This is a genomic window from Shinella sp. 838, assembly GCF_029623935.1.
In the GTDB taxonomy this organism is placed as follows: Bacteria; Pseudomonadota; Alphaproteobacteria; order Rhizobiales; family Rhizobiaceae; genus Shinella.
The window spans coordinates 266,155-290,258 of sequence record NZ_JARSBQ010000001.1 but is presented as its reverse complement, the minus strand read 5'-3'; the positions used below and the strand labels follow the sequence as shown (position 1 = coordinate 290,258).

At 63.4% G+C, this 24,104-nt stretch carries 26 protein-coding genes; 11 read left to right on the top strand and 15 right to left on the bottom strand.

All coding sequences use genetic code 11. The features are described from left to right. Nucleotides 1-4 precede the first annotated feature (4 nt). Complete coding sequence (locus tag P9A16_RS01355; RefSeq protein WP_023514822.1) at nt 5-400, bottom strand: hypothetical protein; 396 nt, start codon at nt 398-400, stop codon at nt 5-7. Further along, nucleotides 400-1,653 carry a sarcosine oxidase subunit beta family protein gene (locus tag P9A16_RS01350; RefSeq protein ID WP_024270892.1) on the bottom strand — a complete coding sequence of 418 codons (1,254 nt, stop codon included), beginning with the start codon at nt 1,651-1,653 and terminating at the stop codon, nt 400-402. Before P9A16_RS01350 ends, P9A16_RS01355 begins: the two co-directional genes overlap by 1 nt. A 327-nt stretch (nt 1,654-1,980) precedes the next feature. Here P9A16_RS01350 and rpsU point away from each other — a divergent pair, with 327 nt between their 5' ends. Next, nucleotides 1,981-2,208 (top strand): 30S ribosomal protein S21, encoded by a 228-nt coding sequence (rpsU, locus tag P9A16_RS01345; RefSeq protein WP_024270893.1) that lies wholly within the window; start codon nt 1,981-1,983, stop codon nt 2,206-2,208. 223 nt (nt 2,209-2,431) lie between these two features. After that, on the top strand, nt 2,432-3,328 hold the full coding sequence (locus P9A16_RS01340) for a tetratricopeptide repeat protein (protein WP_023515778.1): 897 nt from the start codon (nt 2,432-2,434) through the stop codon (nt 3,326-3,328). Nucleotides 3,329-3,446: 118 nt separating this feature from the next. Here P9A16_RS01340 and P9A16_RS01335 read toward each other — a convergent pair whose 3' ends face one another. The 6 genes from P9A16_RS01335 to P9A16_RS01310 form a co-directional block, all read right to left on the bottom strand. Next, on the bottom strand, nt 3,447-4,847 hold the full coding sequence (locus P9A16_RS01335; protein ID WP_023515779.1) for an NAD(P)(+) transhydrogenase (Re/Si-specific) subunit beta: 1,401 nt from the start codon (nt 4,845-4,847) through the stop codon (nt 3,447-3,449). Between the two features lie 10 nt (nt 4,848-4,857). Continuing rightward, nucleotides 4,858-5,268, bottom strand: coding sequence for an NAD(P) transhydrogenase subunit alpha (locus P9A16_RS01330; RefSeq protein ID WP_023515780.1), 411 nt, complete (start codon nt 5,266-5,268; stop codon nt 4,858-4,860). Then, nucleotides 5,268-6,422, bottom strand: a complete 1,155-nt coding sequence (locus P9A16_RS01325; RefSeq protein ID WP_023515781.1) for a Re/Si-specific NAD(P)(+) transhydrogenase subunit alpha — start codon at nt 6,420-6,422, stop codon at nt 5,268-5,270. Before P9A16_RS01325 ends, P9A16_RS01330 begins: the two co-directional genes overlap by 1 nt. 87 nt (nt 6,423-6,509) lie before the next feature. After that, nucleotides 6,510-6,734 (bottom strand): aa3-type cytochrome c oxidase subunit IV, encoded by a 225-nt coding sequence (locus P9A16_RS01320; protein ID WP_023515782.1) that lies wholly within the window; start codon nt 6,732-6,734, stop codon nt 6,510-6,512. A 231-nt stretch (nt 6,735-6,965) separates the two neighbouring features. Beyond that, the gene (locus tag P9A16_RS01315; RefSeq protein WP_050743768.1) at nt 6,966-7,739 is read right to left on the bottom strand and encodes an N-acyl amino acid synthase FeeM domain-containing protein; all 774 of its coding nucleotides are present in this window, start codon (nt 7,737-7,739) and stop codon (nt 6,966-6,968) included. 184 nt (nt 7,740-7,923) lie between these two features. After that, the gene (locus tag P9A16_RS01310) at nt 7,924-10,233 is read right to left on the bottom strand and encodes a putative bifunctional diguanylate cyclase/phosphodiesterase (RefSeq protein ID WP_024270896.1); all 2,310 of its coding nucleotides are present in this window, start codon (nt 10,231-10,233) and stop codon (nt 7,924-7,926) included. A 454-nt stretch (nt 10,234-10,687) separates the two neighbouring features. Here P9A16_RS01310 and P9A16_RS01305 point away from each other — a divergent pair, with 454 nt between their 5' ends. Continuing rightward, the gene (locus tag P9A16_RS01305) at nt 10,688-11,509 is read left to right on the top strand and encodes a gamma-glutamyl-gamma-aminobutyrate hydrolase family protein (RefSeq protein ID WP_024270897.1); all 822 of its coding nucleotides are present in this window, start codon (nt 10,688-10,690) and stop codon (nt 11,507-11,509) included. 26 nt (nt 11,510-11,535) lie between these two features. On the opposite strand, the gene P9A16_RS01300 is transcribed toward P9A16_RS01305, so the two are convergent. Beyond that, a complete protein-coding gene (locus P9A16_RS01300) occupies nt 11,536-12,783 on the bottom strand; it encodes an MFS transporter (RefSeq protein ID WP_023515986.1) in 1,248 nt (415 codons plus the stop codon). A gap of 93 nt (nt 12,784-12,876) precedes the next feature. Here P9A16_RS01300 and P9A16_RS01295 point away from each other — a divergent pair, with 93 nt between their 5' ends. After that, the gene (locus P9A16_RS01295) at nt 12,877-13,395 is read left to right on the top strand and encodes a winged helix-turn-helix transcriptional regulator (protein WP_278025510.1); all 519 of its coding nucleotides are present in this window, start codon (nt 12,877-12,879) and stop codon (nt 13,393-13,395) included. Between the two features lie 23 nt (nt 13,396-13,418). Here the strand turns inward: P9A16_RS01295 and P9A16_RS01290 are convergent, their stop codons facing one another. The 4 genes from P9A16_RS01290 to P9A16_RS01275 all read right to left on the bottom strand — a co-directional run bounded on the left by P9A16_RS01290 (nt 13,419) and on the right by P9A16_RS01275 (nt 16,518). Further along, nucleotides 13,419-13,826, bottom strand: coding sequence for a hypothetical protein (locus tag P9A16_RS01290; protein ID WP_023515984.1), 408 nt, complete (start codon nt 13,824-13,826; stop codon nt 13,419-13,421). Between the two features lie 61 nt (nt 13,827-13,887). Continuing rightward, nucleotides 13,888-14,874, bottom strand: a complete 987-nt coding sequence (locus P9A16_RS01285; RefSeq protein ID WP_156032034.1) for a 2-hydroxyacid dehydrogenase — start codon at nt 14,872-14,874, stop codon at nt 13,888-13,890. Between the two features lie 29 nt (nt 14,875-14,903). Continuing rightward, nucleotides 14,904-15,932 (bottom strand): LacI family DNA-binding transcriptional regulator, encoded by a 1,029-nt coding sequence (locus P9A16_RS01280; protein WP_023515982.1) that lies wholly within the window; start codon nt 15,930-15,932, stop codon nt 14,904-14,906. A 58-nt stretch (nt 15,933-15,990) separates the two neighbouring features. Further along, the gene (locus P9A16_RS01275; RefSeq protein WP_023515981.1) at nt 15,991-16,518 is read right to left on the bottom strand and encodes a MarR family winged helix-turn-helix transcriptional regulator; all 528 of its coding nucleotides are present in this window, start codon (nt 16,516-16,518) and stop codon (nt 15,991-15,993) included. Nucleotides 16,519-16,622: 104 nt separating this feature from the next. Here P9A16_RS01275 and P9A16_RS01270 point away from each other — a divergent pair, with 104 nt between their 5' ends. The 5 genes from P9A16_RS01270 to cysE all read left to right on the top strand — a co-directional run bounded on the left by P9A16_RS01270 (nt 16,623) and on the right by cysE (nt 20,896). Then, entirely contained in the window at nt 16,623-17,414 is a 792-nt protein-coding gene (locus P9A16_RS01270) for a creatininase family protein (RefSeq protein WP_023515980.1), read from the top strand. A gap of 121 nt (nt 17,415-17,535) precedes the next feature. Beyond that, complete coding sequence (locus tag P9A16_RS01265; protein WP_024270898.1) at nt 17,536-18,654, top strand: CobW family GTP-binding protein; 1,119 nt, start codon at nt 17,536-17,538, stop codon at nt 18,652-18,654. 19 nt (nt 18,655-18,673) lie between these two features. Beyond that, nucleotides 18,674-19,084 carry an Imm45 family immunity protein gene (imm45, locus tag P9A16_RS01260; RefSeq protein ID WP_197032924.1) on the top strand — a complete coding sequence of 137 codons (411 nt, stop codon included), beginning with the start codon at nt 18,674-18,676 and terminating at the stop codon, nt 19,082-19,084. After that, on the top strand, nt 19,084-20,073 hold the full coding sequence (locus P9A16_RS01255) for a WD40 repeat domain-containing protein (RefSeq protein ID WP_023516269.1): 990 nt from the start codon (nt 19,084-19,086) through the stop codon (nt 20,071-20,073). Before imm45 ends, P9A16_RS01255 begins: the two co-directional genes overlap by 1 nt. Nucleotides 20,074-20,083: 10 nt before the next feature. Beyond that, on the top strand, nt 20,084-20,896 hold the full coding sequence (cysE, locus tag P9A16_RS01250; protein ID WP_023516270.1) for a serine O-acetyltransferase: 813 nt from the start codon (nt 20,084-20,086) through the stop codon (nt 20,894-20,896). Nucleotides 20,897-20,984: 88 nt separating this feature from the next. Here cysE and P9A16_RS01245 read toward each other — a convergent pair whose 3' ends face one another. Then, complete coding sequence (locus tag P9A16_RS01245) at nt 20,985-21,269, bottom strand: hypothetical protein (RefSeq protein ID WP_023516271.1); 285 nt, start codon at nt 21,267-21,269, stop codon at nt 20,985-20,987. A gap of 248 nt (nt 21,270-21,517) precedes the next feature. Between P9A16_RS01245 and P9A16_RS01240 the strand changes: the two genes are divergently transcribed. Next, nucleotides 21,518-22,684, top strand: a complete 1,167-nt coding sequence (locus tag P9A16_RS01240; RefSeq protein WP_024270899.1) for a hypothetical protein — start codon at nt 21,518-21,520, stop codon at nt 22,682-22,684. 49 nt (nt 22,685-22,733) lie between these two features. On the opposite strand, the gene P9A16_RS01235 is transcribed toward P9A16_RS01240, so the two are convergent. After that, entirely contained in the window at nt 22,734-23,180 is a 447-nt protein-coding gene (locus tag P9A16_RS01235) for a glyoxalase superfamily protein (RefSeq protein WP_023515692.1), read from the bottom strand. A gap of 249 nt (nt 23,181-23,429) precedes the next feature. On the opposite strand from P9A16_RS01235, the gene P9A16_RS01230 reads away from it, so the two are divergent. Further along, entirely contained in the window at nt 23,430-24,062 is a 633-nt protein-coding gene (locus P9A16_RS01230) for a LysE family translocator (RefSeq protein ID WP_023515693.1), read from the top strand. Nucleotides 24,063-24,104 lie beyond the last annotated feature (42 nt).

Genomic DNA, 24,104 nt, shown 5'->3' with positions numbered 1-24,104 from the left:
CTGTTTAAAGCTCTGGTTCCGTCACGAGCGTGCCGGGTTCCTGGTCGCAAAGTCGCTGGCCCATGGAGACGAAGGGCACAAGCCGATAAAGCAGTTGCGCGCTATCCTCGTAGGGGGCCAGCACATCCGTTATTCCGACATTGGCCATACTCATCGCAAAGAGGTTGATGTCGATGTTGTAGGCGCGTTCCATGTCGTCGCCGGGGATGAAGTAGACCACCCGTTCGCCGAGCATCGTCGTGCACCCCAACATCCCGCTCTCCGCGAGAAAGGGCCAGTTCCGCTCGCCGGCCGCCTTGCGGATCGTCTGGAAACGGAAATCATCAGGCTCGGGAATGATCGAGCCCGCCGGCATCACACCGGCCGTCATCAGCAATCCGGCAAGGAGCGCGCCGTTCATCAATGGGCCACGGCCGCCGCCGCGGCCTCGTCGATGAGGCGGCCTGTGCGGAAGCGGTCCAGCGTCAGGCCGGAAGCCAGCTTGTGCGGCTCACCCTTCGCGATGAGGTGCGCGAAGAGATGGGCCGAACCCGGCGTCGCCTTGAAGCCGCCGGTGCCCCAGCCGCAATTGACGAAGAGGTTCTTCACCGGCGTCACGCCCTGGATCGCCGAACGATCCGGCGTGTTGTCGGTGATACCGCCCCACTGGCGCATCATCTTGACGCGTCTGAACATCGGGAAGAGTTCGCAGATCGCATCCAGCGTATGCGTGATGATCTGCAGACCGCCGGTCTGGGAATAGGAGTTGTACTGGTCCGTACCCGCGCCGATGACGAGTTCGCCCTTGTCCGACTGTGAGATATAGGCATGCACCGAGTTGGACATGACCACGCAGGGGAAGATCGGCTTCATCGGCTCGGAGACCAGCGCCTGCAGCGGCACGGAATGCAGCGGCAGCTTCACGTCGGCCATCGACAGGATGACCGAGTTGTGGCCGGAGGCCGACACCGCGATCTTCTTCGCGCCGATGAACCCCTTCGAAGTCTCCACACCTGTCACCGCGCCGTCGGGCCCGCGGCGGATGCCCTTGACCTCGCAGTTCTGGATGACATGCACGCCGCGATCCGACGCGGCACGGGCATAGCCCCAGGCGACGGCGTCGTGGCGGGCGGTGCCGCCGCGGCGCTGGAGGGCCGCACCGTTGATCGGGTAGCGGGCGGAGGCAGAGATATCGAGAACCGGCACGAAATCCTTCGCCTGCTGCGGCGTCAGCCATTCGTTGTCGATGCCGTAGAGCCGGTTGGCATGGACATGGCGCTGGAAGGACTGCTTGTCGTGCACATTGTGCGACAGCATCATCACGCCGCGCGGCGAGTACATGACGTTGTAGTTGAGATCCTGGCTGAGGCCTTCCCAGAGCTTCAGCGAGTGCTCGTAAATGTCCATGCTCTCGTCATAGAGATAGTTCGAGCGGATGATCGTCGTGTTGCGGCCGGTATTGCCGCCGCCGAGCCAACCCTTCTCGATGACCGCGACATTGGTGATGCCGTGCTCCTTGGCAAGATAGTAGGCCGCGCCCAGGCCATGGCCGCCGCCGCCGACGATGATCACGTCATATTCCTTGCGCGGCTCGGGCGAGGTCCATTGCGCCTCCCAGCCCTTGTGGCCACGCATCGCCTCGCGGGCGACGGCGAAAACCGAATATTTGCGCATCCCATGTCCTCAAAATCGCGCCGGCCCGGCCGGCTTGTTTCCTGCCCAGAAAGAAAGCAAATCCTGACGCTCCACGCCGTATCCTTTGCGACGCATTCAGGCGCACCTTGTACCACATGCGACATGAGCGTCACGGAAGCTTTGCCATGCTTTCCCACCGGCACCCCACAAATATCCTCAGCTTCCCGGCGCTTCAGGCTGGACTTCGCTGCTGCGATCTGGTATCCGACCCACCAATTGCCAGCCTGGTGGGCTGCGCGAACGCAATCTATTTGCCCGGCGACCCGTGCTCGGTGGGCGTACAACAAACAAAGGAACGGGATTCTCGTGCAGGTACTTGTCCGCGACAACAACGTTGATCAGGCTCTCCGCGCTCTCAAGAAGAAGATGCAGCGCGAAGGTATTTTCCGTGAAATGAAGATGCGCGACTTTTACGAAAAGCCGTCGCAGAAGCGTGCGCGTGAAAAGGCTGAAGCCGTCCGTCGCGTTCGCAAGCTGGCTCGCAAGCGCGCCCAGCGCGAAGGCCTCATCGGCGGTCGTCCCGGCGCCCGTTGATCGGCCGTCTTTTCGACGTTTTCGGATGCAAGACCGGGCGGGGGCGAACATTTCGCCGCCGCCTTTTTTGACGTGACCGGACGTTTTTTCACAGATGTGAAAGACTTCCCGTGCAATTCCGGGCGCTATCGCTACGCACCGTCGCCGGACTTGCTTTCAAGCGTAGCGTTTTCATTGCGCATGAGGCGCGACAGAAGCCCACTTTGAGGATTCGCACTTGGACATGGCTGCATCTACCGGGTTCCCGACCGACCGCTTCTCTCCCTCGGCTGCCCGCCTGCGCCGCCCCCTGATGGCCGCCGTCGCCGCCACGTCCATCGCGCTCCTTCTGACCGGCTGCCAGTCGACCGCTACGTCGACGGACGTGCTGAAGGTCGAGCGCGCCCAGGGCTCGGAAGAGAACATCTCCTCGCTCTCGGCAGTGATCGCCGCAAACCCGCAGGACCCGGCCGGCTACAATGTGCGCGGCTCCGCCTATGGCCGCGCCGGCCAGTATCGCCGCGCGATCGACGACTTCAACCGCGCGATCGAGCTCAATCCGCGCTTCTACCAGGCCTACGCCAACCGTGCGCTCGTCGAGCGCAGCCAGGGCAATCAGGCGCAGGCGGCGAGCGACTACAACACTGCGCTGCAGCTCAGCCCGAACTACGACGTCGCCTATATCGGCCGCGGCAATCTCTATCGTCAGGCCGGCCGCCTCGACGAGGCCTTCCGCGACTTCAACCGCGCGATCGAACTCGATACGACCGATCCGCGCGCCTATCACAATCGCGGCCTGATCTTCCAGGCACGCCGCCAGCACGACAAGGCCATCGAGGACTTCTCGAAGGCCATTTCGCTCTCGCCGAACTCGGCCGAGCCCTACAATGGTCGCGGCATTTCCTATGCCGCGCAGGGCGACGACGACAATGCGTTCCAGGACTTCAACACGGCGATCAACCTCGACGGCAAGCTTGCCGAATCCTGGGCAAACCAGGCGCTGATCTACGAGCGCCGCGGCGACATGGCCCGCGCGGCAAAATCCTATTCGCACGCCCTGAAGCTCGACCCGAACTACAAGCCGGCCAAGGACGGCCTTGCCCGCACAAGAGGCGCCGCCTCGGCTGCAAAGCCCGCTTAAGCTACGCACCTCTCGTTCGTCATCCTCGGGCCAGCCCGGGGTTCTCCTTCCGGGAGATTCTGAAACAAAAAAAGCCCGCGATCATCTCGCGGGCTTTTTTGTCTCGGTTGAAACCCTCTTAGTGGTTCATCGCCTTGACGATATCGTCGGTCATCTTCTTGGCATCGCCAAGCAGCATCATCGTGCCGTCCTTGTAGAACAGCGTGTTGTCGATGCCGGCGTAGCCGGAGCCGAGCGAGCGCTTGACGAAGAGGCAGGTCTTCGCCTTGTCGACGTCGAGGATCGGCATGCCGTAGATCGGCGAGGACTTGTCGTCGCGCGCCGCCGGGTTCGTCACGTCGTTGGCGCCGATGACATAGGCGACATCCGCCTGGGCGAACTCGGAGTTGATGTCCTCGAGCTCGAACACTTCGTCATAGGGCACGTTCGCTTCGGCGAGCAGCACGTTCATATGGCCCGGCATACGGCCGGCGACCGGATGGATCGCGTATTTCACCTCGACGCCGTTCTTCTTCAGCGCGTCGGCGAGTTCCCGTACCGCATGCTGCGCCTGCGCCACCGCCATGCCGTAGCCCGGCACGATGATGACCTTGGAGGCGTTCGCCATCAGGAAGGCCGCGTCGTCGGCAGAACCCTGCTTGACCGTGCGCTGCACACCGTCATCCGCCGCTGCCGCGCCGCTGTCGCCGCCGAAGCCGCCAAGGATGACAGAGATGAACGAGCGGTTCATACCCTTGCACATGATGTAGGACAGGATCGCACCCGAGGAGCCGACCAGCGCGCCGGTGATGATCAGCGCGAGGTTGCCGAGCGTGAAGCCGATGCCGGCCGCAGCCCAACCCGAATAGGAGTTGAGCATCGAGACAACGACGGGCATGTCGGCGCCGCCGATCGGCACGATGAGCAGCACGCCGAGCGCCAGCGCCAGAATGACGATCAGCCAGAAATCGAAATGGCTTTCCGACAGGGTCAGGCCGACGATGAAGAAGACGATCGCCGCGAGCAGCACGATGTTGATGACATGCCGGTAGGGCAGCATGATCGGCTTGCCGGACATGCGCCCGTCGAGCTTCAGGAAGGCGATGATCGAGCCGGTGAAGGTGATCGCGCCGATGGCGGCACCCAGCGCCATTTCGATGAGCGCCTGGCCGTGGATCTCGCCGACCTGGCCGAGGCCGAAGGACACCGGCGAGTAGAGCGCGGCGGCAGCGACCAGCACGGCGGCAAGGCCGACGAGCGAGTGGAAGCCCGCCACGAGCTGCGGCATCGAGGTCATCGGGATCGAGCGCGCGATATAGGCGCCGGCACCGCCGCCGATGGCAAGGCCGAGCACGATGAGCACGAGGCCACCGAAGGACGGCGTCGCGAGCAGCAGCGTCGTGCCGATGGCGATGCCCATGCCGATCATGCCGAGCATGTTGCCGCGGCGGCTGGTCGTCGGATGCGACAGGCCGCGCAAGGCCATGATGAAGAGCACCCCGGAAACGAGGTAGAGGAAGGCTGCGAAGTTTGCGTTCATCGGGCCGCCCTCACTTCTCTTTTTTCTTGTACATCGCCAGCATGCGCTGGGTGACGAGGAAGCCGCCAAAGATGTTGACGGAGGCGAGGATGAGCGCGACGAAGCCGAAGCCGGTCGCCACACCCGAGAGCGAGATACCGACGGCGAGCAAAGCGCCGACGACGATGACCGAGGAGATGGCGTTGGTGACGGCCATCAGCGGCGTGTGCAGCGCGGGTGTCACCGACCAGACGACATAGTAGCCGACGAAAATCGACAGCACGAAGATCGCCAGACGGAAGACGAAGGGATCGATCGCCCCGCCGGAAACGCCGTGCGCCGCCGCAGCGGCCGCATCCGGCACATATTCGGAAGCGGCGCGGACAGCTTCCACCGCGCGTTCCAGATCGGTGATCGCCTTGTCGAGAAGTTCGTTCGCCATCACTTGCCCTCCCCTTGCTGAACGCTACCGCCAAAATTCGGGTGCACCACGGCACCGTCCTTCGTCAGCATCGTCGCCTTGACCAACTCGTCCTCGACATTGACCGAAACCGACTTCGTTTCCTTGTCGACCATGGTCTCCAGGAAGGTGAGAAGGTTCTTGGCGTAGAGCGCCGAAGCGGAGGCCGCGATACGGCCGGGCACATTGAGATAGCCGATGACCTTGACGCCTTCGACCTCGGCAACGCGGCCGGCCTCGGCGCCCTCGATGTTGCCGCCGCGCTCGACCGCGAGATCGACGGCAACGGAACCCGTGCGCATGGCCGCCAGCATCTGGCGCGTCACAAGCCGGGGGGCAGGACGGCCGGGAATGAGCGCCGTCGTGATGATGATGTCCTGCTTGGCGATATGGTCGGCGACGAGAGCGGCCTGTTTCGCCTGATACTCCTTGGACATCTCTTTCGCATAGCCGCCGGCGGTTTCGGCGGCCTTGAACTCGTCGTCCTCGACGGCGATGAACTTGGCACCAAGCGAAGCGACCTGCTCCTTTGCGGCCGGGCGCACGTCCGTCGCGGAGACGGCGGCGCCGAGGCGGCGCGCGGTCGCGATGGCCTGAAGGCCGGCAACACCGGCACCCATGACGAAGACTTTCGCGGCCGGAACCGTACCGGCAGCGGTCATCATCATCGGCATGGCGCGGTCGTATTCATGGGCGGCGTCGATGACGGCCTGATAGCCGGCAAGGTTCGCCTGCGAGGACAGAATGTCCATCGACTGGGCGCGTGTGATGCGCGGCATCAGTTCCATGGCGAAGGTGGTGAGACCGGCACTGGCCATCTCGGCGATGGCGGCTTCGTTGCCGTAGGGATCCATCGTGGCAATGACGATGGCGCCGGCCTTATAGGCGGTGATTTCGGCGGAGGTCGGCCGCCGGACTTTCAGGACGACGTCCGCTGCTCTTGCCTCTTCGGGCCCGACGATGCGTGCGCCGACAGCTTCGTAATCCGCATCCAGGATACGGGAGGCAAGACCGGCACCGGTTTCCACCAGCACGTCGAGCCCCAGGCTTTTCATTTTCTTGACTGTTTCAACGGAGCCCGCGACGCGGCCCTCCGCCGGATCACTTTCCCGTACTACAAAAACACACTGACTCAAACCGTGGTCCTCCCCCCGAGACTGGCCGTGTTAAATCACGGCGCCGGAATGGCGCCGTGTGACAATCCGCAGATGCGGTTGTTTAGGTCAACGCAGCAGGAAGTAGCCGACGACGTTGAGAATGATGAGCAGCAGCAGCGCGCTGAAGAAACCGGCGCTGGTGAAGAAGCCGGCCGCCATGGCGATCAGCAGTGCGACGCAGAACAGCGTGCCGTATTTGGCGCCGGCGATGAAGAGGTCGTAGGTCTTCTCATGCTCCGGGTAATCCATCGCAGCGCCCGTCTCGACCGGTCCGGAATGATGTTCAGCCATAGTCTACCTTCTCCTAAGCACCCGCACCCGTCAGCGGAAAAGCCTCGCTGACAGGCACCGAAAACAGATTCCCTCAAGCGTGAAGACACGCGTCTTTCTGGCCATACACAATGGATCGGCAAAGCGCAACGGCAAGGCAGGCAGAGCGTTTCGACCTTTCTCGTTTCCGAAACAGAACGGGCCGGTTTCGCAAGAAACCGGCCCATCATGCGACATCAGAACGCGGAGCGCTTATCCGGCAAAGGCATTTCCGGAAAGCTGGATGCGCTCGCCGCCGAAATGCGCGCGGCGCGCGGTCGGACGCACGGTCAAAGGGCTGAACGGCAGGCCGTCGCCCCGGGCAAACATCATGCGACGCTCATAGGGTTCGGATTTGAAGAACGGGAAGCGCTGATAGAGCGAGGGCAACGTCTCCTTGACGTTGGTCGCCAGCAGCATCAGGTCGATAATGAACTTGCCGTGGTTGCTCTTCGGCGAAGCCACGAAATCGGCATCGAAGACGCGCTTGTAGAAGGCCGAATGCGCAGGCTTGACCATCTGCACGCAACGGTCCGTCTGGAAGTAATCCGTCGCCATGGTGGCGATACGCAACGTCAGATACGGGATTGCCGGCATCTCGCTCCAGATTTCCGGGTCGGCGGCCAGACGAACCGGGTCGATCAGCGACATGCCCGCATCGAGGAAGGCATTGATTTCATCCGGAAAAACCTTTCCCGACGAAGTGACGCGGTGCTCCGGCGTGACGTGGTGCAAGCGCACCGTCGAGATCAGCCGCTCCTCGTAATAGATGCCGAAGACATAGGCATGGCTATCGAAATCGACCTCGTCGATCAGGACCGCCTGCTCGTCGAGATGCATGACGGCGCCCGCCTTGTAAGCTTTGTAGCGGATGCGGGCGACGTCTTCCATGTCCTCGCCCGTCTCGACGCGGCGGTACTCGATCCTGTCGAGCAGCCCCAGAAGCTTGTCCGAAAAGCGGTTGGTCGCCGTCTCTACGCTGGCCATTGTCCCCGTATCCTCGATTGCAAGAGCACCGGCAGCCACCGCGCTGCCACCATTACAATCGTCGATATAAGACAATTTGTGTAAAATACCATTCATTAACCTTAATAAATGGTTAACGCTAATTTTGAAGACACTGATACGCCGTATCGAATTCATACGTCACGGAGGAAGAAGACAGGAAGGATCAGGCGACGCGGCGGCCGCGGCGGCGGGATTCGCCGGATTTGCGGGCGAGAGTCTCGTAGAGATCACGCAGTGCGTCAGGCGACATGGGCGCCGCGAAGACATAACCCTGCACGAGATCGGCACACTCGTACTTGTTGATAAGCGCGAGCTGCTCGCGCGTTTCCACGCCCTCGACGACGATACGCAGGCCGAGCTCGCGGGAAAGGTTGACCGTGCCGCGCAGGAGCTTGAAGCGGCGCGGGTCCTCGCCGATGTTGCGCACGAAGGACCGGTCGATCTTGATGACATCGAGCGGCAGCTGGTCGAGATAGCTGAGGCTGGAATAGCCGGTGCCGAAATCGTCGATGGCGATGGTGATGCCGCGGGCACGCAGCTCCTGCAGGATGGCCTGCACCTTGACCGGCTCTTCCATGAGGCAGCTTTCGGTGACCTCCAGGTGCAGCCGGTGCGGCGCGAGCCCCGCCACTTCCAGCGCTTCGGCAACGAGGTCGATGATGCCGGTGCCGCGCAGGTCCTGCACCGAGAGGTTCACCGAGACACCCATATGCGCCGGCCAGCCCGCGCAATCGGCGCAGGCACGCATGATCATGAAGCGCGTGATCTCGGAGACGATGCCCATCTCTTCGGCAAGCTGGATGAAGACGTTCGGCGGCACCGGACCACGCTCCGCATGCGTCCAGCGCGACAGTGCCTCGCAGCATTCGATGCGCGTGCCGTCGGGCACGAACATCGGCTGATAGGCGACGGACAGCGTGTTGCTGGCAAGTGCCTCGCGCAGATCGTCCTTGAGCTTCTGGCGATCCATGTAGCGTGCGTCCATCTCCTGCTCGAAGACTGTGACGCTGCCCTTGGCGCGCGACTTCGTCTCGAAGAGCGCGAGGTCGGCGCGGATCTGCATTTCCTCCAGCCGGAAATCGTCGCTCGAAACCATAACGGCACCGGCGCTGAAGGAGACGAGGAAGGTCATGCCGTCGAATTCGTAGGTGCCGCGCAGCTGCTCGTGGAACCGGCGCATGCGCGCTTCGAGATCGCGGCGGTTGGTCTCGTTGGGGAAGAAGAGGATGAATTCGTCACCCATCAGATGACCGGCGAGCACCTTGTCGCCGGCAAGCTTGCGCAGCCGCTCGGCAATGGCGCACAGCAGCCGGTCGCCGGTAACGTGCCCCTTCATGTCGTTGACATGTTTGAAGTCGTCGACATCGAGCACCATGAAGCCGACCGTACCGGCCTTCTTGCGCTCGCCCAGCGCCTCCTGCACGAGATCGGTGAAGTAGGCGCGGTTCGGCAGGCCCGTGAGACTGTCGTAGCGCACCATGTGCAGGATCTTCTTTTCCGCCCGCACGCGTGCCGTCACATCCTCGAAAATAAGCACGGCGCCACCGTTTTCACGCGGCGAGGCGGTGAACTCCAGATAGAGCCCGTCCGTGACCTGCACCAGCGCGCGGGAACGCTCTCCCTTCAACAGCTCGTCGAGCTGGCGCAGGATCACCCTGCTCTGCTCGGTGTTGAGGAAGGTGTTGCGCACGCCGAACCTGAGGACGACGTCGAGATGGCAGTCTTTCAGCCGCTCCTGGTTGCCAAGATGCAGAAGCTCGCAGGCCCGGCGGTTTGCGACGAGGATACGGTGGTCGGCGTCCAGCATGAACAGGCCGTGCGGCATGTTGTTCAGCGCCGTGTCGAACCGGTCGGCGATGATGGAGACCTCGCGCGTCGCCAGCACGTTCTTGTAGAGAAACTCGCGCACGCCGTTCGCCATCATGCGCGTCGTCATCACGAAAGGCAGGATGAGCACCGCGAGCACGGCATGGTAGAAATCCTGAAGCCCCAGGAAGCCCACGACCATCGGAAAACATGCGGAAAAAGTCATGTAGTCAACGGCGCGTTTCGAACCGCAGTTGCGCCCGACGACGGAGACCATGGTGGCAAGCGTCACCGCGATCGTGGCAAGCTCGGCAAAGCTGTCGCGGCTGAAGAGCAGGCTGTACCCGCAGGACGTACCGAGCGCCAGCGTCGTACCGACGGCACCGAGATTGTACCAGTTCTCCCAGTAGCGGATGCCGTCCATGTCGAGCGCTGCGTGATCCACCCGGTCGAAATGGCGCATGCCGACGGCACGCAGCGACCAGATGGCGATAACCAGCCCGCTCCAGATCAGGAAAAAGGGGTCGGCGGTCTTGGCGTAAACGAAGGAGAACGTGATGACATGCGAAATCATGCCCACGAAAAGGGTCTGGCGGTTCCCGTACAGCGAGCTGACGAACGACAGGTAGACATCAGCCGGCAGTGTGTTTTGACCCTTATCCTTCATGGACTCGGCACTCCCTTGACACGAGAGGGTTACCGACCAAAATTTAATGAATGATTTCGGGAAATTACCCAATAACGAGGGTATTGCCCTGCATCATTGCACGCGCACTCAACCCAGAGAAGACGCTCTCAACCTCATATTGCAATATTGAGGCCGTTCGCGCAGCCAACTCAACCTAACATGGGCCGCCCGCGCAATATCCTGTCTCCGGAGCGATACAGTATTACGCGCACGCAAAGCGAAAAAAGTCGTATATGCAATCGCTGTTTGCAAGCATGTAGTTAACAAGGCGTCGCCGAACCACACCGGGATTCCCCGAACCTAGATCAGTATATCCTTCCGTCTACCGCCTGGAAACCGGGCTTCGGCCGTCATTTCGCCAGAATGGGGGAATTGACTGATCGGAGATTTGATAGCAAATCGTCAATTGGTATTTCTTTTTCCGGAGCCCATCATGTCGAAACCCGTTGTCGCCATTCCCGCCGATATCAGGGAGATCGAAGGCAACGTCTGGCAGGCCACCCCGAACCAGTATGTGCGCGCCGCCGTCAAGGGCGCCGACGTCACGGTGTTCCTCGTGCCGGCGCTCGAATCGGACAACGATTTCGACGGCATTCTCGACCGGGTGGACGGGCTCCTCGTCAGCGGCTCGCGCACCAACGTGCACCCTTCCCTCTACGGAAAAGAAGCGACCGATGCGGAAGGCCCCTATGATATGGCACGCGATGCCACCAGCCTGCCGCTGATCAGCCGCGCGCTGGAGCGTGGCATTCCGCTGCTCGCCATCTGCCGCGGCATTCAGGAACTGAACGTCGTGCTCGGCGGCACACTCGCCAACGAGATCCAGGAACAGCCCGGCATGTGGGATCACCGCAAGCCGGACACTCCCGTGCTCGACGTCGCCTATGGCATCCGCCAGACGGTCCACGTCAAGGAAGGCAGCTGCCTTGCCGCCGTCGTCGGCGCCGGCGACGTGCAGGTCAATTCCCTGCACCGGCAGGCGATCTCCGACATCGCACCGCGTCTTGCCGTCGAAGCCGTCGCCGAAGACGGCACGATCGAAGCCGTCTCCGTCCTCGGGGCCAAGGCCTTCGCAGTCGGTGTACAATGGCATCCGGAATATTGGGTCGGCTCCGACCAGCCGTCGAACAAGCTGTTCGCCGCCTTCGGCGAAGCGGTTCGCAACTATGCTGCCGCGAAGCAGGGCGCGCCCCGCCCCGCCAAGACGGCCGGCGAGGCCGACGTGCTGGCTTTCGGCTCGGCCAAGACCGCCTGAACGGCCCGGCCTCGCACGACGCGTCGTCATGAAGCGCGCCGTGCCCTCTCTCGCGAAACCGCCCAGAGGAACAGGCCCGCAAGGCTGAAGGTCGCCCCCGCAAGGCAGACCCCTGCCCAGCCGAAACGGGCATAGCTCACCGTCGAGACGATGGCGCCCAAGGCGCTACCGGCCGAGTAGAAGACCATGTATCCGCCGACGAGGCGGCTGCGGGCATCAGGCCGGCGAGCAAAGATAAGGCTTTGGTTCGTGACGTGCACCGCCTGCACCGCGAAATCGAGCAGCACCACACCGATGGCAAAGACCGCGAGCGAGTGCGGCAGGAATGCGATTGCCAGCCAGGAGAGGCAGAGCAGCACAAGGGATAAACCGGTCGTGCGCTCCGCAAGGCCGCGATCTGCCAGCCGCCCTGCCCGGCCCGCAGCCAACGCCCCGGCCAGCCCCGCGAGCCCGAAGAGACCAATCTGGGTGTGGCTCAAGGAAAAGGGCGGCGCGCTCAGCGGCAGAACCATCGCAGTCCAGAGCGTGCTGAAGCTGGCGAAGATCAGGAAGGCCAGCCCCGCCCGCAGGCGCAGCACCGGCTCGTTCAGAAAGATGAGCGGCATGGATTTCAACACGCTGCCATAGCGTTCCGCACTTGCTACCGGGATCGTCCGTGGCAAGACTCGCATGAGCAACGCGCCCAGGAGCAGCATGAAGCCGGCGGAGACAAGATAAACGATCCGCCACCCGCCCGCATCGGCCAGGATGCCGGCAACGAACCGCGCCGCCAGGATACCGATCACCACGCCCCCGGTGACAAGGCCAACGGCCGCACCACGCTCTTCCGGCCGCGCCAGCGTGGCGCTGAGGGCTACCAGCACCTGGACCACGACTGCCAGCAGGCCCACAACGATCATCGCGCCGAACAGGGTAAGGGCATTCGGCGCCCCGGCGACGGCAGCAAGCGCCAAGGCGGAGAGCAGTGTCTGGCCGATGACCAGCTTGCGGCGATCGAGCAGGTCTCCGAGCGGCACGAGGAAGAGCAGGCCCACCGCATAGCCGACCTGCGTCAATGTGACGACGAGGCCGACAGCGGCCGGATGAATGGCAAAGGTCGCCGCGATCGCATCGAGCAGGGGCTGGGCATAGTAGATGTTCGCCACGCTGCTTCCGCAAGTGACGGCGAAGACCAGCAATGTCAGCCGCGAGAGGCCCGATGTTTCAGGCGCTTGCCTCGATCCATCGGCGGGCTGGCACGGGCGGGACTGGGAAAGGGTATCGCACGTTTTCATAATCAACCTCATCTTTGTCTTATGATGAGACCACTTGCGGAACACCTCTTCCAGTTCTATTTTAGAACCAGTTTGTCGCCGAGGGTACCCGATATGAAACGCAAGAGTTTTCGCGAGGCCGAATGCCCCGTCGCGCGCACTTTGGACGCCATCGGCGACTGGTGGTCGCTGCTCATCGTGCGCGATGCCTTCGACGGCATCCGGCGCTTCAGCGCCTTCCAGCAGAATCTCGGCATCGCCCGGGGCATGCTGAGCACGCGCCTGCGCGACCTCGTCGAGGCCGAGGTCCTCGCTCTCGCCCCGGCATCGGACGGCAGTGCCTACCAGGAATACGTCCTGACCAAGAAGGGCCGCGACCTCTTTCTCGTCATCGTCGCCATGAGGCAATGGGGGGAGGACCACCTCTACCGAGCGGACGAACGCCATTCCGTGCTGGTGGAAACGGCAACCGGCGCGCCCGTCGGCCGCCTCAGGCTGCAAGCCGGGGACGGGCGGCGGCTCGGCTGGGCCGAAACCTGTGTATCGGGTGCGGAGCGCGATACCTCCGCGGCAGACGAACCGAAAGGGCGAAGAGCATCCCCGGCAAGATCCAATCCGCCGAGGCAGCTCTAGTTCCTTGTTTTCTTGGGCGTTTGCTAGTCGGCCGAAATCATCGTGATCATGGCATCGGCAGGTTCGACGGCCTCATAGGCGAGACCGTCGCCATCGACGACGGTCAGAATGGCCTCACCCTGCGCATCGGCAACGATGACCGTACCATCGCCGTTGTCGACCCAGGTGCGTGCAGCCGAAAGGCGTGGCCAGACGGCGTCGCAGTCGCTGTTGGCAGTGAAGCGCTCGCTGCGGCTCGAAATTCGGTCACCGCGCTCTGCAAGGCATGCGGTATTCGCCACCACATTGGAAATGGTATAGCTGTGCGCGGACGCCGAAGCGGGAACGGAACTCGTCGTCACCGGGTCCACAGCCGGTGCGCGCTCCGCCGCAACACTCCAGAGCCCCAGCGACAATGCGCCGGCCACAGCGGCAATCATCAGCGTCTTCATGGGGCTCTCCTTCGCGATCGACTCGATGGCAAAAGCATGCGCCCGCAAAATTGCCGAAAGGTTAACGAAGGCTTTCCAGATCGTTCCCTGCTTTTCGCACAAAGGGCGTTTCAGGCACCGGGGTCAGGGCCGCACCACGCTCGAACCAGGCGAAAAGATTGTCTGCCACGAGGTCGGCCATGGCATCGCGCGTTGCCACCGAAGCCGAAGCGACATGCGGCAGGAGCGAGACGTTCGGCAGGTCGAGCAGTGCCTGCGGCACGTTCGGCTCATCATAGAAGACGTCGAGCCCGGCCGCCGCGATTACCCCGTCCCCAAGTGCTGCGGCAAGGGCGCCCTCATCGACCGTCCAGCCACGCCCGACATTGATCAGCACGCCATTGGGACCGAGCGCGCGAAGGATATGCGCATCGATCGTCCGGTGTGTCTCGGCCGTCTTCGGCACGATGGCGATCAGGATATCCACCGCCTCCGCCAGTTCCGCCAGCGAGGGATAATAGGCAAACGGCACGTCCTCGCGCGGGCGCCGCGTGTGGTAGGCGATCCCGACGCCGAAGCCCTTCAGCCGCTCCGCGATCGCCATGCCGATGCGCCCCAGCCCGTAGATGCCGGCCTTGCGGCCCCGCAGGCTGAGCGGTGTCAGCGGGAAGGCGCCCTCGCGCGCCCAGCGCCCTTCGCGCAGCCACGCCTCGGCCTGCGGAAGGCGGCGCACCGTATTGAGCAGCAGGCCGATCGTCGTATCGGCCACCTCGTCGTTCAGCACATCGGGCGTATTGGTGACAGCTATGCCGCGTGCCGCGGCAGCCGCCACATCCACACCATCGTAACCGACGCCGAAGCTTGCGATGATTTCAAGCGACGGCAGGTGCTCGATCATCGCCGCGCCAAGACCGCCGGAAACCGCGACACCGGAAATGCTCGCCGCCTCGGAGCGAGCGAGCAACGCCGGATCCGCCCGCTCGATGCGCACCACGTCGAAGGCGTCCTTCAGGCGGTCGAGCACCCGGTCGCGGATCGTGCCGGGCACGAGAAGACGCGTCTTGGCCACCATGGCGAGATCTCCCTTTGCCCGATGCCTTAGCCTTCCGGATGGGCCTTGAGCGGTCCGGTGGATTGCCGGATGCGCATTTCCGGCTTGATGAGGTGGATGCCGTCAGGCTCGTGGCTGCCCGAGAGCTTGTCGAGCAAAGCGCGGGCGGCGTTGCGGCCGACTTCGGACTGGCCGTTCCAGACGGTGGTCAGCGCCGGGGTGGCGATCGCCGCCTCTTCCAGGTCGTCATACCCGGTGACGGAGACGTCGCGGCCCGGCACGAGGCCGGCGCGGGCGATGCCGTTCATCAGGCCGATCGCCACGAGGTCGTTCCAACAGACCGCCGCTGTCGGCTTCTGCGGCAGGGAGAGGAAGTGCACCGCCGCCTCGAAGCCGCCCTGCTTGGTGCGCGGCCCGGGGATGCGCAGGCCCGGATCGACCTCGATATTCGCCTTGCGCAGCGCATTGACATAACCCTGGTAGCGGTCGCGACCGGTCGACGTCTGGTCCGTGCCGCCCACCATGGCGATGGTGCGGTGGCCGAGGCCGATCAGGTGGTTGGTCGCAAGCGAGATGCCGTAGCTGTCATCGCCGCGGAAGATCGGCACGTCCAGCCCCTCGATCGAACGGGCGATCAGGATCGCCGGCATGCCATTGTCCTCGGCAAGCCGGATATCCTCCGGTGGCGTGCCGATGGCCGGCGACATGATGACCCCGTCGCCGCCGAGCTGCAGCAGCGTCTCGACGAAATTGCGCTGCTTTTCGACTGAATCGTAGTGGTTGGAGAGAATGAAGGTCTGCCGGTCGCGGTCGAGCTCGCTTTCGATGGCCTTCAGGATTTCCGCATAGAACGGGTTCATGATGTCGTGCACGACGACGCCGATGATGCCGGAGCGGGAGGTGCGCAGGCTGGCGGCACGGCGATTGTAGATATAGCCGAGCGCGCGGGCCTGTTCCTTGATCTTGTCACGGGTGGTGGCTGCGACGAGCGGGCTGTCCCTGAGCGCAAGCGATACCGTCGCCGTGGAAACACCGAGCGTTTCCGCGATGGTGGAAAGCTTGATTTTCTGTGCCACGACCCCTCCCCAACGAACGCCAAGCAACGCGGCGTTTAAAACCGTTTATTTAAACAGTTTAAATCTCGTCGGCAACTGCCTTTTCGACTTCACGAGGGGCGTCCGCCAGGCCACCGTGCAGGTTTTCGTCCATGGCGCGCAGGAGCTTGAGCAACTGGCGCACATCCTTCTCGCTCAACCCTTCCGCCGCCTGTTGCTCGCTGAGCCGGCCGGCCTCGGTGATGTGATCGACGGAAGCCTCGCCGGCCTCGGTGAGATGCACGACGGTCAGCCGGCCGTCCGTTTCGTCCGGCCGCCGCTCCACGAACCCTTGCGCCTCCAGGCGCCCGATCGTGCGCGTCATCGTCGGCGCCTTGACCCCGAGCCGGGCAGCGAGCGCACCGGCGGTCAGGCCGCCATCTTCCGCAAGGGCCAGGATCACGCCGTCCTGGCCGGCATAAAGACCGGTGGCGAGAAGATTGCGCGACAGGACCGTGCGCATGGAGCGGGCCGCATTGACGACGGCGGCGGCAAGTCCGGCGCCCGAGACATCATCATGCCCTTTCTTCTTCTTGCCCTTCTTGCCGTCCTTGTGCTTCTTGCCCATCGATTGCCTCCGCCTCACCGTACCTTGCATCACCCTTGCATCGCGGGCATGGCCTTGTATGACTCATGTGACAGTCGGGCGGCAAGACGGGATAGAGGCAGACGATGACGCATCCGAAGATGCGGTGGGGCGACAACGATCCGGCGCTTTCGGCACGGGACCGTGCCGGCTGGATCGCCATTCTGCCGCTCGGCGCCCATGAAGGCCACGGCCCGCATTTGCCGCTCGAAACGGACACGTTGATCGCCGACGGCATTGCCGCGCGTCTGATGGCCGTGCTGCCGGCGCACCTGCCCGTAACCATCCTGCCCGCCGAGCCTGTCGGCTATTCGCCGGAGCATCTCGACGTGCCCGGCACGCGCTCGCTCGGCTATGCGGAGGCGGTGGAACGCTGGCTGGGCATCGCGGGAGACCTCAACGCAAAGGGCGTCCGAAAGCTTGTCCTGCTCAACGCTCACGGCGGCAATTCCCCCCTTTTGACGATCGTCGCCACCGAGGCGCGCATGCGTTGGAACATGCTCGTCGTTGCGACGGCCTGGACCCGTTTCGGCCAGCCGGACGGCTGGATTGCGCCGGAAGACAAGGCGATCGACATCCACGGCGGCGATATCGAGACCTCCGTCATGCTCGCCCTGCATCCGGAACGCGTCCACATGGACAAGGCGGAGCATTTCGGCTCGCGACAGGTGGAGTTCGCCGCGCGCTTTGCCCATCTGCGCGCCTATGGCCCGCATGCTTTCGGCTGGAAGATGGCCGACCTCAATCCGAAGGGCGTCGCCGGAAATGCCGCAGCAGCAACCGCAGGGCGCGGCGAGATCCTGATCGCACACGCCCTCGGCGGCATCGTCGCACTCCTCGAAGACGTCGCAGCCTTCGACGTGGAGACGCTACGCTAAGGAGTACCAAGCCGTTTTGCGTGACAACAAGGCCGGATCGCATTTGCGCTGGCCCGTGCGATCTCCTATATCAGACGCCAACCGGACGCTGCAGGCGTCCCCGCCATCGCTCGAGGTTCCCATGACCGAAACAGCCCTCCCCAAGCCCATTCCCGTCACCGTGCTCACCGGCTATCTCGGCGCCGGCAAGACGACGCTGCTCAACCGCATCCTGACCGACAATCACGGCAAGAAATACGCCGTCATCGTCAACGAATTCGGCGAGATCGGCATCGACAACGATCTCATCGTCGAATCTGACGAGGAAATCTATGAAATGAACAATGGCTGCATCTGCTGTACCGTGCGTGGCGACCTGATCCGCGTGGTGGAAGGTCTGATGCGCCGCCCCGGCCGCTTCGACGCCATCATCGTCGAGACGACGGGCCTTGCCGATCCGGTACCGGTCGCCCAGACCTTCTTCATGGACGACGACGTGCGCCAGAAGACCGAACTCGACGCCGTCGTGGCGCTGGTCGACGCAAAACACCTGCCGCTGCGCCTGAAGGACAGCCGCGAGGCCGAGGACCAGATCGCCTTTGCCGACGTCGTGCTGATCAACAAGACCGATCTCGTCAGCCCGGAAGAGTTGGCCCGGATCGAGGCGACCGTGCGCGTGATCAACCCGTCGGCCCGCATCCACCGCACCACCCGCTCGGAAATCGATCTCGCCAAGGTTCTCAACCAGGGTGCGTTCAACCTGGAGCGGGCGCTCGAAAACGACCCGCATTTCCTCGACCACGATGCCCCAGACCATGTCTGTGGCCCCGACTGCGGCCATGACCATGGCCATCATCATCATGGTCACGACCACGATCACCACCATCATGATCACGACCATCACCACCACGATCATGACCATCATCACCACGACCACGGCGTCTCGCCGATCCATGACGTGACGGTGCAGTCGATCTCGCTGCGCGGCGGCGAGATGAACCCGGACCGCTTCTTCCCGTGGATCCAGAAGATCACCCAGACCGACGGCCCGAACATCCTGCGCCTCAAGGGCATCATCGCCTTTGCCGGTGATGACGAGCGTTACGTCGTGCAGGGTGTGCACATGATCGTCGAAGGCGATCACCAGCGCGCCTGGAAGGACGGCGAGAAACGCGAAAGCCGTCTCGTCTTCATCGGCCGCGACCTCGACCGCGAGAAGATCGAACGCACGTTCAAGGCCTGTGAGGCGCAGGCGAACTAAGGGTTGCGGGAGCGGATGCGTGGAAACCTGGTCTGCAAACGGCCTCGGCCGGAACTGGGTTCCACTCTTCGAGCTTCCGGACCAAAGCCTGTGGCGAGGAGATGTCATTCGTCTTCCCCATCACCCCTCCATCGGTCTCCATGCGGGGCCGGTGGATCTCCTCCTGTTTGAACTGTGGGGATATGATAGGATTTTGGGGCTGATGATGACCAAGGGCTACAAGGCTGGAATGCCCTGGATCTACTTGCCGCCAGAGAGCCAGGGCCCCAATCGCCTTTCTCTCGAAACCGCTTGGTTGCGTGAAAACTGGGACCGGTGGTTTTGCTACAGGGATTTTCCCGATGAACTGGACGCTCCTGTTCCTTTGCCAAAAGATGGCGTATTGGTCCGTCGCAACTCCTCACCCGCACCAAGACTGAAAGTGCCGTAATGCCGACTGTCGCTCCTCTTGATCTCGACGGCCACGTCGTCGCGGCCGCCTTCCTCGGCGATGTGCCGTTCTTCGCCACCGCCTCCGGCGCCGTCCATCGCCTCGACCACGGCCAGAAGGTCACGGAAGCGCATGACGGGCTGCTCGCCTGCATCAGGGACGAGGCGAACGACACGCTGATCACGGGCGGCGAGGACGGCAAGGTGCAGCGCATCGCCGCCGACGGCACCGTGGCGCTTCTCGCCGAAGTGCCGCGCAAGTGGATCTCGATCGTCGCCGCCGGTCCGCAAGGCGCCGTCGGCTTCGCGGAAGGTCGCACGGCGCGCGTGCGTCTTGGCGACGGCACGATCAAGGAATTTACGGAAAGCCGTTCGATCGAGGGCATCGCCTTCGCGCCGAAGGGCCTGCGCATCGGCGTGGCGCGCTACAACGGCGCCTCGCTGCACTGGGTAGCGATAGCCGGCCAGCCCGTCGATCTGGAATGGAAGGGCGCTCACACCGGCATCACCTTCTCCCCCGACGGCCGCTTTGTCGTGACCAGCATGCAGGAAAACGCCCTGCACGGCTGGAAGCTCGACACGAAGCCCGGCGCAGACACCCGCCATATGCGCATGACAGGCTACCCGGCCAAGGTGAAGTCGCTCTCCTGGTCGGTGAAGGGCAAGTGGCTCGCCTCGTCGGGCGCACCGGCGGCCATCGTCTGGCCGTTCTCCGCGAAAGATGGCCCGATGGGCAAGCCACCGCTGGAGCTTGGCACCCGCGCCGACGTCATGGTCACGTCCGTTACCTGCCATCCCGCCGAAGAGGTCGTCGCCATCGGCTATTCCGACGGCATGGTGCTCGCCGCCCGCTTCGCCGACAGCCGCGAGGTGCTGCTGCGCCGCCCCGGAAAGGGCGCCATCACCTCGATGGCCTGGAGCAAAAACGGAAAACTTCTGGCTTTCGCCAGCGAAGCCGGCGATTGTGGGGTCATCGATCTTGCGGGATAGGAGCGGCATCGTGGCGCGTCAGGTGATCGATTTTGCCTCGCCCATCGCCAGCGACACGGAAGGGCGGGTCTGGACCGACATCCGGGCCGCGGCGCAACTGCGCGCCGACGACCAACCGCACCTTGCCGCATTGCTGCACCCCATCCTTGCGGCCAAAACAGGCCGCCAGATGCTGATCGGTACGCTCGCCGCGCGGCTCGCCCACACAGCCGGCGACCGGGCGCTTGCGGCGAAAGTCCTTGCCTCCACCGAAGACGGCGCACTTCTGGAGGAGACCGAGGCCGATCTCCTGGCGATCGTGACACGCGACCCGGCCAATCCCGATCCGCTCACCGTCCTCCTGCACCTCAAGGGTTTCCAGGCCCTGCAGGTCCACCGCTTCGCCCATCGCCTCTGGCAGGCAGGCCGCATGGAAGGCGCACGCTGGCTATCCTCGCAGGCCTCCCTCGCCTTCGGTCTGGATATCCATCCCGCCGCACGCATGGGCCGCGGCATCATGCTCGACCATGGTTCCGGCATCGTCATCGGCGAGACGGTCGTCGTGGAAGATGACGTCTCGATGCTGCAGCAGGTCACGCTCGGCGGTACCGGCCGCGACAAGGGCGACCGCCACCCGAAGGTGCGCCGCGGCGTGCTGATCGGGGCTGGCGCCAAGATCCTCGGCAATATCGAGATCGGCGCTTATAGCAAGATCGCCGCCGGAAGCGTGGTGCTGGAGCCAGTCCCTGCACATACGACGGTCGCCGGCGTGCCCGCCAGGATTGTCCGCGTCCACTCTGAAGACGAGATGCCAGCCGCGACGATGGACCACCGGATCGACTGAATTCCTTACGCTTCCTTGAAAACGGGAAGGCCCGAGAGAGCGTTGCTCTCCCGGGCCCCACAGACCGCACGGGCGGGGGTGAATGCGGTCAGTGCTTGCGCTTCTTGCAACCGCAGTCGCTGCCGCCGAGAATGCCCAGCGTGTTGCCGTTGAGGACACCCGACAGGGTACCGTTGAGCACGCCGTTCAGCACGTTGTTGCCGTCATTGTCACTGAGGATGTCGCCGACGCCGACGCTCGGGGCGATCACAACGCCGCCCGTCTTGTTGTTGTTCAGGATGCCGATACCACCGAGCAGGCCGCCAGCCGATGCCTGGCCAGCGCCGGCGATTGCGAGGACGGATGCGATTGCGATGATGCGGGTCATGTTCATGCTCTCTCTCCTTCGGTTGTGCACCTCGTTGGTACGCAATCGAAGGTAATATAAGCGCTGAATTACTCAACCGGATTCCCTAGTCATAGCAAATAGTTAACCATAACATAGACAAGTTTAACGAATCCCGCCCTTCCTCAAGCCAAAATAGAAAAACACGCATATCCCGGCCAAACATCAACCATCGAGGGAATTTTTAACCATACAACTCTAGGATTCTGTTCCAGAAACAGACAGGAACAGACCCGATGCGCTTCCTTGGTGGTTTCCTCTGCGCGGCCGCAATGCTGGCCGGATACAACCCGGCAAGAGCCGATTCAACCGTCGACTACAGGACGGGCATGGGCTGGTCGTCGAACATTTTTCAGGACCCAACCAACCTTTCCGCCGCCTTCAGCGAAGCAAAACTCGCCCTTCGCGGGACCCTTGCTCTTGAAGACTCCCAGGTTGCCTATGCGGTGAGCGCGAGTGCCCGGCGCGTGCCGAAATACCGTTTCGCCGACCAGCGCACGATCGGGCTCGAAGTTAGCTACACCTACGATGTCAGCAAGGCGGTGAAGGTCACGCTGAAGGGCGGCATCGAGCGACGGCGCAACGGCGATATCTTCCTCGCCCTTCCCGGCGCGCTCATCGGCTATCGCAAGGACGATGTCTTCGCGACAGGGAGCGCCGGCCTGACGGTCGATCATTGGGGCGGGCGCAACCACCTGACGACAACCCTCTCGAACCTCGACCGCGGCAAGGCGCATTTCACCCTTCCCGGCCTGAAGCCGACCCAGCTCGAAGCCGGGTACAGTCTGCTGGACATCACCGGTGGTCATATCCGGCCACTGCTCGGCGGTGAGGTGGGTGCGACACTGCAATACAGAGCAAGCCATATCGCGCGTTCCGAGCGCAGGATGTTCGAACGCTTTCCGGCGGAAACCCTGCGTGGCTCGCTCGCCTATGGCCGGGCCTACGCCAACGGTATCACCCTGATGGCCGAGGCCGGCGTCGTCGGCATCACCAGCCCCTATCTCGGCACGACCGTCGAGCGCGCCCGCCCCTTCTTCAAAGGCGAGGTGACCTGGCAATTGCCCCACAAGGCCGTGCTGAAGGCCAAGCTGGCACGCGACCTCCAGCTCGCCGACATCGACGATCCGCTCGCCGAGGACGTGCGCACGATCGGCCTCTCGCTTGAAAAGGAACTGACGGAAAAGCTGAAGCTCACACTCGCCTACGAGCAGGCCTATAGCGACTGGCTTTACTACGACTATCGTACACGCACGAAATCGGCCGCCGTCACGCTGGCCTACACGCTGCCCAAGGGAGCGACGGTGGCACTGGAATACAGCCACCTCGTGCGCCGCGAAAACGACAAGGCCGCCGATTTCACGGTCGACGGCCTTGCCGTACGGTTTGCCGGCTCGTTCTAGAACCGTCGCAGCGGTGGCATGGAGCGCTTTTGCGGAACGCCAGAAGGCCTCACCATTCGAGCTCGAGATGCGGCCGGCCGTTCGAGGTCTTTTCCGTGGTTCTGCCGGTTTCATCCACGGTGCAATGCACGCGCTGGCGGAAGGCGGAGAAACTATCGAAGGTCACCACATCCACCGGCTCATCGAAACGCAGCACCATGCGGTAGCGGCCGGGCTGGCCGGTCAGCGCCTGCACCCCGAGCACCTGTGCGTCGAAGGGTTGGCCGAGATAATGACCGCGCACGCGAGCGCCCAGCATCCATGGATTGAACGGTGGCCGGTTGCCGACGACCGCATGCAGCGTGTTCCAGTCGCGAAAACCGTATTGGGCGGCGATAAGTTCAAGGGCGCGGGAATGGGAAATCGCCTGGTCGTCCTCGGAAAAGCGGGCGCGCAGCCGCTTTGCCTGATCTTTCAGGGCGTCAAGCGATGGAAGGGGCGTCGGTGATGGACGCATGTCAGATCTCCAGTCGGTGCATGCGTCGTTTCGGAGGGAGCCCGCATTGCCACCGGTTCGCATGCCTGATGCTGGAAGACCGATTTTTCTGAAAGAGAGACTTCACCAAAGCTTGCGCTCGCGGGCGGCAGGGGCTCTCACCCTAGCCCCGCACATAAGGCCTCGCCGGCCTCCTGTCAAATCAGGCCCGTATGGACCCTTGCAGGATTTCCGTTGGCGTGGGAGCAATCTCACCGGGAGGAACCGACCATGACGCTCATCACCCTGCTTGCCTTCGCCGCCGTTGCCTTCATCGGGATCGCCACGCCCGGCCCGACGGTGCTGTTGGCCCTCACCAACGGTTCGCGCTACGGCCTCCGGCGCGCCCTGCCCGGCATGGTCGGCGCCGTGCTGTCGGATTTCGTTCTGATCGGCGCGGTGGCGCTCGGTCTCGGCGCGCTGCTCGCCGCCTCCGAATTCTGGTTCTCCGTCGTCAAATGGCTGGGCGCCGCCTATCTCGCCTTCCTCGGCATCCAGATGCTGCGCTCCACCGGCTCGCTCAGCCGGGCGCTCGATGCAGCGCCGGCAAACCTCAGCTCCTCAAGGGCGATCTTCGCCAAAAGCTTCCTCGTCGCCGTCACCAATCCGAAGGGCTATCTCTTCTTCTCGGCTTTCCTGCCGCAGTTCATCGATCCCGCGGCTGCGCAGGCGCAGCAATATGTACTGCTCGCACTCACCTTCGCGGCAATCGATTTTCTTGTCATGTTCGGCTATGCGGCACTCGGCTCGCAGGCCGTGCGTCTTTTGAAGACATCCGGCGCCATATGGCTCGACCGCATCTGCGGCGGCGTGCTTTTGGCGCTCGCCGGATCCCTCGCCTTCTACCGTCGCGCGACGGGCTGACGCGCCTGCTCCGCCCGGCTGGGACGGAGCAGGTCGATCATT